The following is a 15,326-nucleotide window of genomic DNA, read 5'->3' on the forward strand; positions in this document are numbered from 1 at the left end:
GCGAGCCGCGCCATTGTACCTATCTGCGGCGAAGTTACAACCGCTCTGTAAAGATTAAAAAATCTGAACCGCTTCAAGTACTTGGATCATTACCCCGCTCGCTTGTCGATTCCTGTAGCCGCTGCCGCAGGCTGCGCTCGACTGCGAAGCAGTTGCCAACCATGTGTCGAACAGCAACGAAACACCCTGTTGTCCGCCATTGCGGCCGCTGCGCGACCGATCGCAGCCTGCGGCAGCGGCTACAGGGACCGCGCAAGAGCGAGATGGCAGTTTTGCGGCGAGCCGGCAGTCGATTTTTCGCTTTGTTTTGTAAGGGGTTTCCTAGAAACTCTGGAACGCCTTTGGGCGGGTTGTACCCCTGAATTTGATCGGGCAGTCTGCGTGGGTCGTTGCAGTTTCAACGACCCGGATGTGGAAGTCTGGAGCTAAGGACGTACAACCCTATCAACAAGCACGGGCGCCTCATGGCACTGGTGAACTTGTTCTATGGCGGCTGTGCGTGGGGCACCTTCGGGTGCGCCGGATTCCTTTAGCTCCGGTCTTCCACACCTACGCACGGCTGCCACCCCTCATGTGGAAGTGAGATTTGGCAGTTCCTTAAATGCTAAAGGAATCGCACACATGAAAAAGCTTGTCCCCGACCCACCCTTCACTGCCCCGCGCCGACTACGCGACCCTGAACTGGATGCAGCGAATGCCTCCCTGCTCCTGTCGCTCCATGACCAGAAACAACCGCTGCTGGCGCAACTGCAAGAAACCCGCAGCCAGCCCTTCGGCCTGCATGACGCCCAGCAACGGCCGCTGTTCGCGGTGCAGGCCGGGGTGAATGCCGAAGAAGCCTTGATGCATGTCTCGCTGCTGCTCAAATGCGCCGAAGAAGTCTCGGATGAAATCACTGAACAGGGCAGCGGCATCGAACGCGGGCTGATCTGGTCCATGGTGCATTCCGTGGAGATGGCTCGCGCGGTGGTCGATGCCCTGCTCGATGGCGTGCGCACCAGCCGCTAACCGCCCTTGGTAGGAGCGAAGCTTGCTCGCGAAAACATCGCCGCGGTCTTCTGCCGGACCGAGTCGCTTGCATCGCGAGCAAGCTTCGCTCCTACAGAAGCAAGTGGTGGGCTCAGGCTTGTTCGAGTGCTTCGTCGGCCTTGCCGCCGGCCTGCTGGATCACCAGGTGGATGAAGTGCAGCTTGGCAATCACCGCCGGCGGCAGGATGAAGGGATAGAAATCCGGCTGGCCCATGCTGCGTGACAGTTCGTTGAGCATGCCCGCCAGTTCGATCCAGGCGTTAACAAAAGAGAGGAACGCCGGGCCGCCGGGATGCTGCGGGTCATACAGGGTATCCAGCGGGAACGGTTGGTAGTCGAAGTCCATTTCCCGGGCGCTCATGCCGAAGCCCAGCGCGGTATCGACCGCGTCCATCATGTGCAGGTAGTGGGCCCAGGTTTCCGCCCAGTCCTCCCAGGGATGCATGGTGGCGTAGGCGCTGACGCAGGTCTGCGACCAATCGTTCGGCGCGCCCTGTTGGTAATGCCGGTCCAGGGCTTCGGCGTAGCTTGCGCGTTCGTCGCCGAACAGCGCGCGACAGGGTTCCAGCCAATGGCTGCCTGCGATCAGGCGGTCCCAGTAGTAATGCCCCACCTCATGCCGGAAGTGACCGAGCAAGGTGCGATAGGGTTCGCGCATCTGCACCCGCACCTGCTCGCGATACGCATCGTCGGCCTCCTTGATGTCGAGGGTGATCAGGCCGTTGGCGTGGCCGGTCATGGGTGCCCTGCCCTGCAGATCGACACCGACAAAATCGAAAGCCAGGCCGGCCTCTTCATCCTCGGCCTTGGCGATCAGCGGCAAGCCCAGGCTCACCAATTGCGCCACCAGGCGGCGCTTGGCGATTTCCACCATTCGCCAGCGCTCGGGGTTTTCCGGTACGCCAAGGTCGGGAATGGTCCGGTTCAGCCTGCACGCCACACACAGGGTAGCGGCGCCATGCGCAGGCAGCAGCCAGTTGCAGGCCGCCGAGGTATCGAGGTTGGCGCAACGCCGGAACAGCCCGGCTTGCGGATCGACGTCCAGCCGCCAGGTATCGGCCTCCGGCCCTGGCTGCAGCGACGACAAGCGACTCTGCTCAGGCTGATAACCCAAGGCCGCCGAACAGGCCAGGCACTGACTGTTGCGAAAGAACAGCGATTGCCCGCAACGACACCGCCAGACCTTGCTGTTGCGGCTGCCCTCACGGACAAAGGGTGCGGCGATACGGGAACTGAGCTGTTCGAAGAAGCGGTACATGGCGATCTCTCCCTGGGCGTGCCAAGACTAGATCATATGGACGAGATGATCGTTCCATCGCCTTCAGGGCGTTCCTGCCGGGGGAACGCCATTCCATGTAGCCGCTGCCGCAGGCTACGACAAGGTCCGCAGAACCTTCTGGCACCCGACAGAGCAACGCCCGCTGCGCGGTCGATCGCAGCCTTCGGCAGCGGCTACAGGGTTATACCGAGATGCCGTGCTGGCCGAGGAAGCTCACGAAGGTTTCTTCGTCCAGCACCTTGAGGCCCAGCTCGTTGGCCTTGGCCAGCTTGGAGCCGGCACCGGGACCGGCCACCACGCAGTGGGTCTTGGCCGAAACCGAGCCGGCAACCTTGGCGCCCAGGCTTTCCAGCTTGTCCTTGGCCACGTCGCGGCTCATCAGCTCCAGGGAGCCGGTGAGCACCCAGGTCTGGCCAGCCAGCGGCAGCCCTTCCACCACTTTCTTCTCGCTCCGCCAGTGCATGCCGAAGGCTTGCAGCTGCGCCTCGATGGCCAGTGCCCGCTCGGCGTTTTCCGCGATGTCGAAGAACTCGCGCACGGCCTTGGCCTGCTTCTCCGGCAGGGTCTGGCGCATGTCCAGCCAGTCCGCCTTGACCACACCGTCGAGGGTCGCGAACTTGTCCGCCAGTTTCTGCGCCGCACCCGGCCCCACCGATGGAATGTTCAGCTTGTCGAGCATGCCGCCCAGGGTGGTGCTGGCAGCGAACTCGGCGCCCAGATCGCCCTGATCCTGCAACTGCAGCCCGCACTGCTGCGGATCGAGCAGGGCACCGATCACCTGCTGGTTATGGCTGTCCTCGAAGAAGCTGTGAATCTCGTGAGCCACTTCCAGGCCGATATCCGGCAGGTAGGTCAGTACTTCCGGCAAGGCCTGCTGCACGCGCTCCAGCGAGGCCAGGGAGCGCGCCAGGACCTTGGCTGTCTCCTCGCCCACATCGGGAATGCCCAGGGCGTAGATGAAACGCGCCAGGCCCGGTTTCTTGCTGTCTTCGATGGCCTTGAGCAGCTTGTTGCTGGAGACTTCGGCGAAGCCTTCCAGATCGATGATCTGTTCGTACTTGAGCTTGTAGAGATCGGCCGGCGAACCAATGAGCTTTTCGTCCACCAGCTGTTCAATGGTCTTGTCGCCCAACCCTTCGATATCCATCGCCCGACGGGAAACGAAGTGGATGATCGCCTGCTTGAGCTGCGCGCCACAGGCCAGGCGACCGACACAGCGGTACACCGCACCTTCGCTGATGGTTTCCTTGCCCTTGCTGCGCTTGATCAACTGCGTGCGCTCGACATGGGAGCCGCACACCGGGCAGGTCTGCGGGATATGCACCTTGCGCGCATTTTCCGGACGACGCTCGACGACCACCTGCACCACTTGCGGAATCACATCGCCCGCACGACGGATGATCACGGTGTCGCCGATCATCAGGCCCAGGCGCGCCACTTCGTCCATGTTGTGCAGGGTCGCATTGGAGACGGTGACACCCGCCACCTTGACCGGTTTCAGACGGGCCACCGGGGTCACCGCGCCGGTGCGGCCAACCTGGAATTCCACGTCCAGCAGCTCGGTCAGCTCTTCCATCGCCGGGAATTTATGAGCGATCGCCCAGCGCGGCTCGCGAGCCCGGAAGCCCAGCTCGCGCTGCGAGGCAATGCTGTTGACCTTGAACACCACGCCGTCGATTTCATAAGGCAAGCCATTACGGCGCTCGCCGATATCGCGGTAGTAATCCAGGCATTCGTCGATCCCCTTGGCCAGTTTCAGCTCGCGACTGACGGGCATACCCCAGTGCTTGAGCTGCTCCAGATTGCCGATATGGGTATCAGCGATATCCGCAGTGACCTGGCCGATCCCGTAGCAGCAGAATTCCAGCGGGCGACTGGCGGTGATCTTCGAGTCCAGCTGGCGCAAGCTGCCGGCCGCGGCGTTCCGTGGGTTGGCGAAGGTCTTGCCGCCAACTTCCAGCTGCGCGGCATTGAGCCGCTCGAAACCGGCCTTGGACATGTACACCTCGCCGCGCACCTCCAGGGTCGCCGGCCAGCCGCTGCCGTGCAGCTTCAGGGGGATGTTGCGCACGGTGCGCACATTGACGCTGATGTCTTCGCCAGTGGTGCCGTCGCCGCGGGTCGCGCCGCGCACCAGCACGCCGTCCAGATACAGCAGGCTGACCGCCAGGCCATCGAGCTTCGGCTCGCAGCTGTATTCCACCGCCGCCCCGCCACCGAACAGATCGCCCACCGGCAGGTCGAGCCCCTCGGTCACCCGGCGATCGAACTCGCGCATGTCGGTTTCTTCGAAGGCGTTGCCCAGGCTGAGCATGGGGATTTCGTGGCGCACCTGAGTGAAGGCCGAGAGCGCCGCGCTGCCGACGCGCTGGGTGGGCGAATCGCTGCTGACCAACTCCGGGTGTTCGGCTTCCAGTGCCTTGAGCTCATGGAACAGGCGATCGTATTCGGCGTCGGGAATACTTGGCTCGTCGAGTACGTGGTAGCGGTAGTTGTGCTGATCCAACTCAGCGCGCAGCTCAAGAATGCGGGTTTCGACGGCGGTCATGATGTTCTCTCAAAAAGCAAAAGAGCAGCCTAGGCTGCTCAATATTTGTCTGGAGGGTCTTGCGACCCTGTCGCGAGCCCGCTCCGGCAGGCCAAGGGTTATCCGGAGCGGCTGGCTCGCGAAGCGCTCAGCGCTTCTGGGTCAGGGCGCGACGTTCGAATTCGACGATGCGCTGACGGTAGTGCTCGATGGTCTGGGCGGTCAGCACGCTGCGCTGGTCATCCTTCAGCTCGCCATTGAGTTCCTGGGACAGCTTGCGCGCCGCGGCCACCATCACGTCGAAAGCCTGCTTCGGATGACGCGGGCCTGGCAGGCCGAGGAAGAAGCTCACCGCCGGGGTGCTGAAGTGGTCGATGTCGTCCAGGTCGAATACGCCCGGCTTGACCGCGTTGGCCATGGAGAACAGCACTTCGCCATTGCCGGCCATGCTTTCGTGACGGTGGAAAATATCCATCTCGCCAAAACGCAGGCCGCTTTCCAGGATGTTCTGCAACAGCGCCGGACCCTTGAAGCCGCCGGCATCACGGCAGATCACGCTGATCACCAGCACTTCTTCGGCTTGCGGCTGGTCCTTGTCGGCGTAACCGGAAGCCTTGGTTTCATCCGGGAAGTCGTCGTCACGGCTGCTGAAGCTCGGGCCGCCGTCCAGATCCAGGTTGAGGTTCAGGTCGCCCTGCTGTGGCTCGCTGGCACGCTTGCCACGCTTGGAGCCAGATTCGCGCGGTTCGCGCGCCGGCGCGCTCATCGACGGCAGGTCGTGCTCGTCGAGTTGCGGTTCCTTATGGGTATCCAGCACGCGAGGCGGGCCCAGCAGTTCGGCACTGCTGTCGTCGTCCGGCAGGTTGGACAGGCTACGATCCAGACGGAATTTCAACTTTCCCTTGCCGCCGCGCATACGGCGCCAGCCATCAAAAAGAATACCGGCAATGACAATGATGCCGATGACGATCAGCCACTCGCGCAGACCGATTTCCATGTAATCCCGTGCCTCTATGAAAAATGCTGAAAAATAAGAGGTTTAGCAAACTGCAAACCGCTTTAAAACGTGGCGCCAACTCTATGTTCTGACTGGCCTTTTGCCCACGTATAGGAAAAATTGACATTAAACTAGCACGACCAAAGACAACTTTACACCGTCTGTCGCAACGGCTTCATTCAATATGTCGATCAGCCAGTACTCGGCACAGGTAAAAACCTCTTACTTGTCACTTACATACCGGCTTTGGTCGCCCGGATATCAGGCGTCCACCATCGCCATCGCCTCCTCGACATCCACTGCTACCAGGCGCGAACAGCCGGGTTCGTGCATCGTCACGCCCATCAATTGATCGGCCATTTCCATGGCGATCTTGTTGTGGGTGATATAGATGAACTGCACCGTCTGCGACATCTCTTTAACCAGCCTTGCGTAGCGTCCAACGTTAGCGTCATCCAGCGGGGCGTCAACTTCGTCGAGCATGCAGAACGGCGCCGGGTTCAACTTGAAGATGGCAAATACCAGCGCCAGGGCCGTCAATGCTTTCTCACCACCGGACAACAAATGAATGGTGCTGTTCTTCTTCCCTGGCGGACGCGCCATGATCGTTACCCCTGTATCGAGTAGATCTTCGCCCGTCAGTTCCAAATAAGCGCTGCCGCCACCGAAAACTTTTGGAAAGAGCGCCTGCAAACCGCCGTTAATCTGATCAAAGGTATCCTTGAAACGATTACGGGTTTCCTTGTCGATCTTGCGAATCACGTTTTCCAGGGTTTCCAGGGCTTCCACCAGATCGGCGTCCTGGGCGTCCAGATAACGTTTGCGTTCGGACTGCTGCTGGTACTCATCGATGGCCGCGAGGTTGATCGCCCCCAGGCGCAGGATGCGCGCGGCAATCCGCTCGAGTTCTTCCTCGGCCTCTTTCTCGCTGGCCTGCGCGGTCAGCGTGGCGAGCACGCCCTGCAAGTCGTAGCCGTCTTCCAGCAACTGGTCCTGCAAGGTCTTGCGACGCACGCTCAGGGCCTGCCATTCCATGCGCTGCTGTTCGAGCTGGCCACGGATCAACTGCGATTGCTGCTCGGCCTGGGTCCGACGTTTTTCCGCGTCGCGCAATTCGCGGTCGGCATCTTCCATGGCGATCTGCGCGCTCTTGAGCTCGACGTCGACAGTCATGCGTTTTTCCAGCAACTCCTCGAGCTTCAGGCGCAGTTCTTCCAACGGCGCGGCGCCCTCCTCCAGGTTCAGGCTGAGCTGTTCGCGCTTCTCCGTCAGGCGCTCCGATTGCAGCTCCAGGCGCTCCAGGGCCTGGCGGGTGGAATCGTGCTGGGCCTTGAGCGACCCCAGGCGCACCGCCAACTGATGAGCATGATCCTTGTGCTGGCGCGCCTCCTGGCGCACCCGGTCCAGGCGCTCGCGCAAACTGTCGCGCTGGGCCAGCAGCAATTCGCGCTGCTCGGTGTCCAGGGCCATGCTGTCGAGGGCTTCCTGCAACTGCAGACGGGCTTCGCCCACTTGCTCGTGTTCCACCGCGCGCTGCTCGCCCAGCTCCGCCACTTCCTCATCCAGGCGCGTGCGGCGCAGGGCCAACTGCTCGGCCTTGGCCTTGCCGGCGGAAAGCCTGGCTTTCAATTCACCCTGCTGACGGGCTTCGTCCTGCAACAGACGGCGCAGGTGTTCGCGACCGTTCTCTTGCTGGCGCTGTTGCGCACGCAGGTTCTGCAACCGGGTTTCCAGGTCTTCCACGCTGGCTTCGCGCTCGTCGCGCTCCAGGCTCAGTTGTTCGATTTCCTGGTTGCGCGCGAGCATGCCGCTTTCCGCTTCGCTGGCGCGGCGCACCCGCAGGAAATGCCGGCCGACCCAGAACCCGTCACGGCTGATCAGGCTCTCACCGGCCGACAGTTGGCCACGCAGGGCCAAGGCCTGTTCAAGGCTTTCCACCGGCTTGACCCGGCCCAGCCAGGGCGCCAGATCGACCTGGGCATCGACCTTGTCCAGCAGGCTGCCAGGCATCCGCACACCCTCGCCCGCCAGCTGGAGCAGGCGCAGGTCGCCCTGCTCGAAGCCGGCCAGGTCGAAGCCGGCAAAATCGTCGACCAGTACCGCTTGCAGGTCGGCGCCGAGCACGGTTTCCACCGCCAGCTCCCAACCGGCCTCGACCTTCAAGCCTTCGGCCAGCCGCGGACGCTCGGCCAACTGTTGCTCCTGCAGCCATTGCGCCGCGCCGGTCCCCGGATTGAGCGCCGCCTGCTGCAAAGCCTCCAGCGAGGCCAGACGACCATTGAGACGTTGCAATTCACCCTGAGCCTGCTGCTGGGCCTGGGTCGCCTGATGCAGCTCCTGGCGCAGTTGCTCCAGGCGCTCGACTTGAGCGTCTTCGCTGGCCTGCAAATCTTCCAGGGTCGCCTCGCTGGCCGCGAGTTGTTCATTGAGTTCGAGGATCGCCGCGTCTTCCGGGTCGGCGGCGAGCAACGCGCGCTCCTCCACCAGGCGCCGCTGGCGCTCGCCCAGGCGTTCCATACTGCCTTCGAGCTGCTGGATACGCGACTGCTGCACCTCAGCCTGACGCCGTGGCTCGGCGGATTTGAGGTTGAAACCGTCCCACTGCTCCTGCCAGCCGTGCATGGTGGTTTCGGCTTCTTCCAGCGCCGCGGCAGCCTCTTCGGCAGCGGCGCTGGTGACTTCCTGCTCGGGCTCGAGCATTTCCAGCTCTTCACCGAGGGTGGCGAGCAAGGTGCGGTCGTGGCCCAGGTGGGATTCGGTCTCCTGGCGTGCACGCTCGGCTTCGCGCAAGTCGTCCTGCAACTGGCGTAAACGCTGCTGGCCGTGCTGGATGCTCTGCTCGACCCGGGCGATATCGCCGCCGACCGAATAGAAGCGCCCCTGCACCAGATTGAAGCGCTCGGACAACTCATGGTGACCGTCGCGCAGGCGCTCGATGGCGGCGTCGGCATTGCGTTGCTCCGCCACCAGGGCTTCAAAGCCGACTTCCTGGTTGCCGATGATCGATTCGCGCTGGCCGACCTGCTCGTTAAGCTCCTGCCAGCGCAGTGCCGACAACTGAGCCTTGAGCTGACGCTCCTCGGCTTTGTATTCCTGGTACTTCTCGGCCGCCTGGGCCTGCCGGTGCAGGCGTTCGAGCTGGCGCTCCAGCTCTTCGCGCAGGTCGGTCAGGCGCGCCAGGTTTTCGTGGGTACGGCGGATGCGGTTTTCGGTTTCCCGGCGGCGCTCCTTGTACTTGGAAATCCCGGCGGCTTCTTCGATGAAGTTGCGCAGGTCTTCCGGCTTGGCTTCGATCAGCTTGGAGATCATGCCCTGCTCGATGATCGAGTAGCTGCGTGGCCCCAGGCCGGTGCCGAGGAAAATGTCGGTAATGTCGCGACGACGGCACTTGGCGCCGTTGAGGAAATAGCTGTTCTGGCTGTCGCGGGTGACCTTGCGGCGGATGGAGATCTCCGCGTAGGCCGCGTACTCGCCGACCAGGGTGCCGTCGGAGTTGTCGAAGACCAGCTCGATGCTGGCCTGGCTCACCGGCTTGCGGCTGGTGGAGCCGTTGAAGATGACGTCGGTCATCGACTCGCCGCGCAGGTTCTTGGCCGAGCTCTCGCCCATGACCCAGCGCACGGCGTCGATGATGTTCGACTTGCCGCAACCATTGGGCCCGACCACCGCCGCCATGTTACTGGGGAAGTTCACCGTGGTCGGGTCGACGAAGGACTTGAACCCCGCCAGCTTGATGCACTTGAGCCGCACGCTCAGGCAACCGTCAAGGCGGCGACTACCAGGTCGCAACTGCGCCGGGCATAGGCCGTCAGCACCAGGCGGATCGTCGGCAGGTCACGGGCCAGCACGGCGGCCAGCAGTTGCTCGAACAGGTCGAGGAATTCGCTCATTTCCGCCTTGCGCTGCTCCAGGGCCAGGAAATAGGCACGGCTCATCGCCGGCTGCAGGTTCTCGACGGTTTCCTGCAGGTACGGGTTGTCGGCGAACGGGTAGGCGGCGCGCATCACATTGAAGCTGTCTTCGACGAAACTGCGGATGTCCTGGCGCTCGTAGGCGGCGATCAATCGCTGCTGGATCTGCAGGAACGGCGCCATGTCGGCCTGCAGTTCCCAGCCATTGGCCACCGAGTTGCCCAGCAGGATGTACAGCTCGCTCATCAGAGTGCACAGGCTCCGCACCTTGTGCGGGGTGAGTTCGGTCACATGGGCGCCACGACGCGGCAGGATGGCGATCAGGTGACGGCGTTCGAGGATCAGCAGGGCCTCGCGGACCGAGCCGCGGCTGACGTTGAGGGCCAGCGTGACCTTCTGTTCCTGAATGCGCTCCCCAGGCTTGAGCTCGCCGCGAATGATGCGTTCGGCGAGGTGGTGAGCGATTTGCTCGGCGAGGCTGTCCGGCGCCTTGAACGTCATGGTTTTCCTTCAAACTCTCAGATCGGTACAAGCGGCGCAGTGTAGCGCAATTGCTACCTCATGGCGGAGTGCCCAAGGGCCTGAATTTGGCACGGAATAAGCAAAAAGCACTGCGGCCCGGGAGGGTCAATACTGTTTGAAAGCGCATGTTGATCGGCAAAAAATGATTTCCTGACCCTTAAGTCAGAAAATCATTGACCGAAAAGTCAGACATGACTAAATTCGGCCCCAGTCGGTTAACAACAATAATGAGTCTGCGAGGCCTTCCGTGATCCAGTTTTTACTCAACCAGGAACTCCGTAGCGAGCACACCCTGGACCCGAATCTGACGGTGCTCAATTATCTGCGCGAGCATCTGGGCAAGCCCGGCACCAAGGAAGGCTGCGCCAGTGGCGACTGTGGCGCCTGCACCGTGGTGGTCGGCGAATTGCAGACCGACGACACGGGAGCGGAGCACATCCGTTATCGCAGCCTCAACTCGTGCCTGACCTTCGTCTCGTCGCTGCACGGCAAACAGCTGATCAGCGTCGAAGACCTCAAGCACCAGGGCCAGTTGCACAGCGTGCAGAAAGCCATGGTCGAGTGCCACGGCTCGCAGTGCGGCTTCTGTACGCCGGGCTTCGTCATGTCGCTGTTCGCCCTGCAGAAGAACTCCGAACAACCCGACGCGCACAAGGCCCACGAAGCCTTGGCCGGCAACCTGTGCCGCTGCACCGGCTACCGCCCGATCCTCGCCGCCGCCGAGCAGGCCTGCTGCGGCAAACAGCCGGACCAGTTCGACGCCCGCGAAGCCGAGACCATCGCCCGCCTGAAAGCCATCGCCCCCAGCGACACCGGCGAACTGAACAGTGGCGACAAACGCTGCCTGGTACCGCTGACCGTATCCGACCTGGCCGACCTGTATGACGCCTACCCGCAAGCTCGGTTGCTGGCCGGCGGCACCGACCTTGCGCTGGAGGTCACGCAGTTCCACCGCCCGCTGCCGGTGATGATCTACGTCGGCAACGTCGCCGAAATGAAACGCGTCGAGCGCTTCGACGACCGCCTGGAAATCGGCGCCGCCACCGCCCTCTCCGATTGCTACGACGCCCTCAAGGCCGAATACCCGGACTTCGGCGAACTGCTGCAACGCTTCGCCTCGTTGCAGATCCGCAACCAGGGCACCCTGGGCGGCAACATCGGCAACGCTTCGCCCATCGGCGACTCACCGCCCTTGCTGATCGCCCTGGGCGCGCAGATCGTCCTGTGCAAGGGCAACACCCGCCGCTCCCTGGCCCTGGAAGACTATTTCATCGACTACCGCGTCACCGCGCGCCAGGAAAGCGAGTTCATCGAGAAGATCATCGTGCCGCGGGCCAGCGCCCAGCAGCTGTTCCGCGCCTACAAGGTGTCCAAGCGCCTGGACGACGATATTTCCGCGGTCTGCGCGGCCTTCAACCTGCGTATCGAGAACGGCGTGATCGCCGACGCCCGCGTGGCCTTCGGTGGCATGGCCGCCACCCCGAAACGCGCCAAGCACTGTGAGGCCGCGCTGCTCGGCGCACCGTGGAGCGAGACCACCGTCGAACGTGCCTGCGCCGCCCTGGGCGAAGACTTCACCCCGCTTTCGGACTTCCGCGCCAGCAAGGAATACCGCCTGCTCAGCGCCCAGAACCTGCTGCGCAAATACTTTATCGAACTGCAAACACCGCACATCGAAACCCGGGTGACCGCTTATGTCTAATCATCACAAAGTCGAGAAGACTCAAGCCGAACTGAGCGCCCTGTTTCAACAGGACCTGGCCACCGGCGTCGGGCGCAGCGTCAAGCACGACAGTGCCGCCAAGCATGTATCCGGCGAAGCGGTGTATATCGATGACCGGCTGGAATTCCCCAACCAGCTGCATGTGTATGCGCGCCTCTCGGACCGTGCCCACGCCAAGATCCTCAGCATCGACACCGCGCCCTGCTACGCCTTCGAAGGCGTGCGTATCGTCATCACCCACAAGGACATTCCGGGACTGAAAGACATCGGCCCGCTGCTGCCCGGCGACCCGCTGCTGGCCATCGACGACGTGCAGTTCGTCGGCCAGCCGGTGCTGGCCGTGGCCGCCCGCGACCTGGAGACCGCGCGCCAGGCGGCCATGGCCGCGGTCATCGAATACGAGGACCTGGAGCCAGTCCTGGACGTGGTCGAAGCCCTGCGCAAACGTCACTTCGTCCTCGACAGCCACACCCACCAGCGCGGCGACTCGGCCAAAGCCTTGGCCAGCGCCGAGCATCGCCTGCAGGGCACGCTGCACATCGGCGGCCAGGAACACTTCTACCTGGAGACCCAGATTTCCTCGGTGATGCCCACCGAAGACGGCGGCATGATCGTCTACTGCTCGACCCAGAACCCCACCGAGGTGCAGAAGCTGGTGGCCGAGGTGCTGGACGTGTCGATGAACAAGATCGTGGTCGACATGCGCCGCATGGGCGGTGGTTTCGGCGGCAAGGAAACCCAGGCCGCCAGCCCGGCATGCCTGTGCGCGGTGATCGCGCACCTCACCGGCCAGCCAACCAAGATGCGCCTGCCGCGGGTCGAAGACATGCTGATGACCGGCAAGCGCCACCCCTTCTATATCGAGTACGACGTCGGCTTCGACAGCACCGGGCGCCTGCATGGCATCCAGCTGGAGCTGGCCGGCAACTGCGGTTGCTCGCCGGACCTGTCGGCCTCGATCGTCGACCGGGCGATGTTCCACGCCGACAACTCGTACTACCTGGGCGACGCCACCATCAACGGCCATCGCTGCAAGACCAACACCGCGTCGAACACCGCCTACCGTGGTTTCGGCGGCCCGCAAGGCATGGTCGCCATCGAGGAAGTGATGGACGCCATCGCCCGCCATCTCGCCCTCGACCCGCTGGCAGTACGCAAAGCCAACTACTACGGCAAGACCGAACGCAACGTCACCCACTACTACCAGACCGTCGAGCACAACATGCTCGAAGAAATGACCGCAGAACTGGAAGCCAGCAGCCAGTACGCCGAGCGCCGCGAAGCGATCCGCCGCTACAACGCCGGCAGCCCGATCCTGAAAAAAGGTCTGGCGCTGACCCCGGTGAAATTCGGTATTTCCTTCACCGCCAGCTTCCTCAACCAGGCCGGCGCACTGGTGCACGTCTATACCGACGGCAGCATCCACCTCAACCACGGCGGCACGGAAATGGGCCAAGGCCTGAACACCAAGGTGGCGCAGGTGGTGGCCGAGGTGTTCCAGGTGGAGATCGACCGGGTGCAGATCACCGCGACCAACACCGACAAGGTGCCCAACACCTCGCCGACCGCCGCCTCCAGCGGTGCCGACCTGAACGGCAAGGCGGCGCAGAACGCAGCGGAAATCATCAAGAAACGCCTGGTGGAGTTTGCCGCCCGGCAGTACAAAGTCAGCGAGGAAGATGTGGAATTCCACAACGGCCATGTGCGGGTCCGCGACCAGATCCTGAGTTTCGAGGAGCTGATCCAGCAGGCCTATTTCGCCCAGGTCTCGCTGTCCAGCACCGGCTTCTACAAGACCCCGAAAATCTACTACGACCGTGCCCAGGCCCGTGGCCGGCCGTTCTACTACTACGCCTACGGCGCCGCCTGCGCCGAGGTGATAGTCGACACCCTGACCGGCGAGTACAAGATGCTGCGCACCGACATCCTGCATGACGTCGGCGCCTCGCTGAACCCGGCCATCGACATCGGCCAGGTGGAAGGTGGCTTCATCCAGGGCATGGGCTGGCTGACCATGGAAGAGCTGGTGTGGAACGCCAAGGGCAAGCTGATGACCAACGGCCCGGCCAGCTACAAGATTCCGGCAGTGGCCGACATGCCGCTGGACCTGCGGGTCAAGCTGGTGGAAAACCGCAAGAACCCGGAAGACACGGTGTTCCATTCCAAGGCCGTGGGCGAACCGCCGTTCATGCTCGGCATCGCCGCCTGGTGCGCGATCAAGGACGCCGTGGCCAGCCTCGGCGATTACCGGCACCAGCCGAAGATCGACGCACCGGCCACGCCGGAGCGGGTGTTGTGGGGCTGCGAGCAGATGCGCCAGCTGAAGGTGACGAAGGCCGTCGAGGCCGAGTCTGAACTGGCTCCGCTCTAGAACGAGGTGCGCCTATCGCGGGCAAGCCTCGCTCCTACAGACCCGTGCAGATCGGTAGGAGCGAGGCTTGCCCGCGATGAGGGCCGAACAGACAACAGCGATGTTGAGGTGAAACATGTACAACTGGATCAGCGCCCTCGCCGACCTGCAAACCCGCGGTGAACCCTGCGTGCTGGTGACCATCATCGAAGAGCTGGGTTCGACGCCACGCAATGCCGGCTCGAAAATGGTCATCAGCGCCACCCAGAGCTTCGACACCATCGGCGGCGGCCACCTGGAATACAAGGCCATGCAAATCGCCCGCGAGATGCTCGCCAGCGGCAAGCAGGATACCCACCTGGAGCGCTTCAGCCTGGGCGCCAGCCTCGGCCAGTGCTGCGGTGGGGTAACGGTGTTGCTGTTCGAACCCATGGGTCAGATCCAGGCGCAGATCGCGGTCTTCGGCGCCGGCCATGTCGGCCGCGCCCTGGTGCCGCTGCTCGCCAGCCTGCCGTGCAAGGTGCGCTGGATCGACTCGCGGGAACAGGAATTCCCTGAGCAGATCCCCCAGGGCGTGCGCAAGATCGTCAGCGAAGAGCCCGTCGATGAAATCGATGACCTGCCTGCTGGCAGCTATTGCATCGTCATGACCCACAATCACCAGCTCGACCTGGAGCTCACCGCCGCGATCCTCAAGCGCAACGACTTCGCCTACTTCGGCCTGATCGGCTCGAAGACCAAACGGGTGAAGTTCGAACACCGCCTGCGCGAGCGCGGCTTCGACAGCGGCGTGCTGCAACGCATGCGCTGCCCAATGGGGCTCGGCGAAGTCAAAGGCAAGTTGCCTGTGGAAATCGCCATCTCCATCGCCGGCGAAATCATCGCCACCTATAACGCCAATTTCGGCCAGCACAGTGCCCGCGCCGAACCCATTGCCAAGCTGCTGCCGGCCTCGCGCCGCAGCCATGCCACTCATTAAAAAGCCACG

General features: G+C 62.9%; 9 protein-coding genes. 4 read left to right on the forward strand and 5 right to left on the reverse strand.

The window, feature by feature from the left end; all coding sequences use genetic code 11:
- The first annotated feature begins 621 nt into the window (after nucleotides 1-621).
- Complete coding sequence (locus AC07PQ_RS23285) at nucleotides 622-1,008, forward strand: DUF6124 family protein (protein WP_493185264.1); 387 nt, start codon at nucleotides 622-624, stop codon at nucleotides 1,006-1,008.
- A gap of 112 nt (nucleotides 1,009-1,120) precedes the next feature.
- On the opposite strand, the gene AC07PQ_RS23290 is transcribed toward AC07PQ_RS23285, so the two are convergent.
- From AC07PQ_RS23290 to AC07PQ_RS23310, 5 genes are all read right to left on the reverse strand, one after another.
- Nucleotides 1,121-2,287: a zinc-binding metallopeptidase family protein gene (locus AC07PQ_RS23290; protein ID WP_493185265.1), complete on the reverse strand. Its 1,167-nt coding sequence runs from the start codon at nucleotides 2,285-2,287 to the stop codon at nucleotides 1,121-1,123.
- 202 nt (nucleotides 2,288-2,489) lie between these two features.
- Entirely contained in the window at nucleotides 2,490-4,856 is a 2,367-nt protein-coding gene (gene ligA, locus AC07PQ_RS23295) for an NAD-dependent DNA ligase LigA (protein WP_493185266.1), read from the reverse strand.
- A 127-nt stretch (nucleotides 4,857-4,983) separates the two neighbouring features.
- Nucleotides 4,984-5,832, reverse strand: coding sequence for a cell division protein ZipA (gene zipA / locus AC07PQ_RS23300; RefSeq protein WP_007922364.1), 849 nt, complete (start codon nucleotides 5,830-5,832; stop codon nucleotides 4,984-4,986).
- Nucleotides 5,833-6,093: 261 nt separating this feature from the next.
- A complete protein-coding gene (gene smc, locus AC07PQ_RS23305) occupies nucleotides 6,094-9,582 on the reverse strand; it encodes a chromosome segregation protein SMC (protein ID WP_493185267.1) in 3,489 nt (1,162 codons plus the stop codon).
- A 2-nt stretch (nucleotides 9,583-9,584) separates the two neighbouring features.
- The gene (locus AC07PQ_RS23310) at nucleotides 9,585-10,244 is read right to left on the reverse strand and encodes a GntR family transcriptional regulator (protein ID WP_007922360.1); all 660 of its coding nucleotides are present in this window, start codon (nucleotides 10,242-10,244) and stop codon (nucleotides 9,585-9,587) included.
- A 268-nt stretch (nucleotides 10,245-10,512) separates the two neighbouring features.
- Here AC07PQ_RS23310 and xdhA point away from each other — a divergent pair, with 268 nt between their 5' ends.
- The 3 genes from xdhA (at nucleotide 10,513) to xdhC (ending at nucleotide 15,317) form a co-directional block, all read left to right on the forward strand.
- Nucleotides 10,513-11,967: a xanthine dehydrogenase small subunit gene (xdhA, locus tag AC07PQ_RS23315; protein ID WP_101337276.1), complete on the forward strand. Its 1,455-nt coding sequence runs from the start codon at nucleotides 10,513-10,515 to the stop codon at nucleotides 11,965-11,967.
- Nucleotides 11,960-14,359, forward strand: coding sequence for a xanthine dehydrogenase molybdopterin binding subunit (xdhB, locus tag AC07PQ_RS23320; RefSeq protein WP_101337275.1), 2,400 nt, complete (start codon nucleotides 11,960-11,962; stop codon nucleotides 14,357-14,359). Before xdhA ends, xdhB begins: the two co-directional genes overlap by 8 nt.
- A 115-nt stretch (nucleotides 14,360-14,474) precedes the next feature.
- The gene (gene xdhC / locus AC07PQ_RS23325) at nucleotides 14,475-15,317 is read left to right on the forward strand and encodes a xanthine dehydrogenase accessory protein XdhC (protein WP_493185268.1); all 843 of its coding nucleotides are present in this window, start codon (nucleotides 14,475-14,477) and stop codon (nucleotides 15,315-15,317) included.
- The last annotated feature ends 9 nt before the right edge of the window (nucleotides 15,318-15,326 follow it).

The organism is Pseudomonas sp. GW821-FHT09E12 (assembly GCF_059416085.1).

Excerpts from the sequence above, each read along its gene's own strand:
- AC07PQ_RS23290 (WP_493185265.1), bottom strand. The coding sequence starts at position 2,287 with ATGTACCGCTTCTTCGAACAGCTCAGTTCCCGTATCGCCGCACCCTTT.
- xdhB (WP_101337275.1), top strand. The coding sequence starts at position 11,960 with ATGTCTAATCATCACAAAGTCGAGAAGACTCAAGCCGAACTGAGCGCC.
- ligA (WP_493185266.1), bottom strand. The coding sequence starts at position 4,856 with ATGACCGCCGTCGAAACCCGCATTCTTGAGCTGCGCGCTGAGTTGGAT.
- AC07PQ_RS23285 (WP_493185264.1), top strand. The coding sequence starts at position 622 with ATGAAAAAGCTTGTCCCCGACCCACCCTTCACTGCCCCGCGCCGACTA.
- xdhC (WP_493185268.1), top strand. The coding sequence starts at position 14,475 with ATGTACAACTGGATCAGCGCCCTCGCCGACCTGCAAACCCGCGGTGAA.
- zipA (WP_007922364.1), bottom strand. The coding sequence starts at position 5,832 with ATGGAAATCGGTCTGCGCGAGTGGCTGATCGTCATCGGCATCATTGTC.
- AC07PQ_RS23310 (WP_007922360.1), bottom strand. The coding sequence starts at position 10,244 with ATGACGTTCAAGGCGCCGGACAGCCTCGCCGAGCAAATCGCTCACCAC.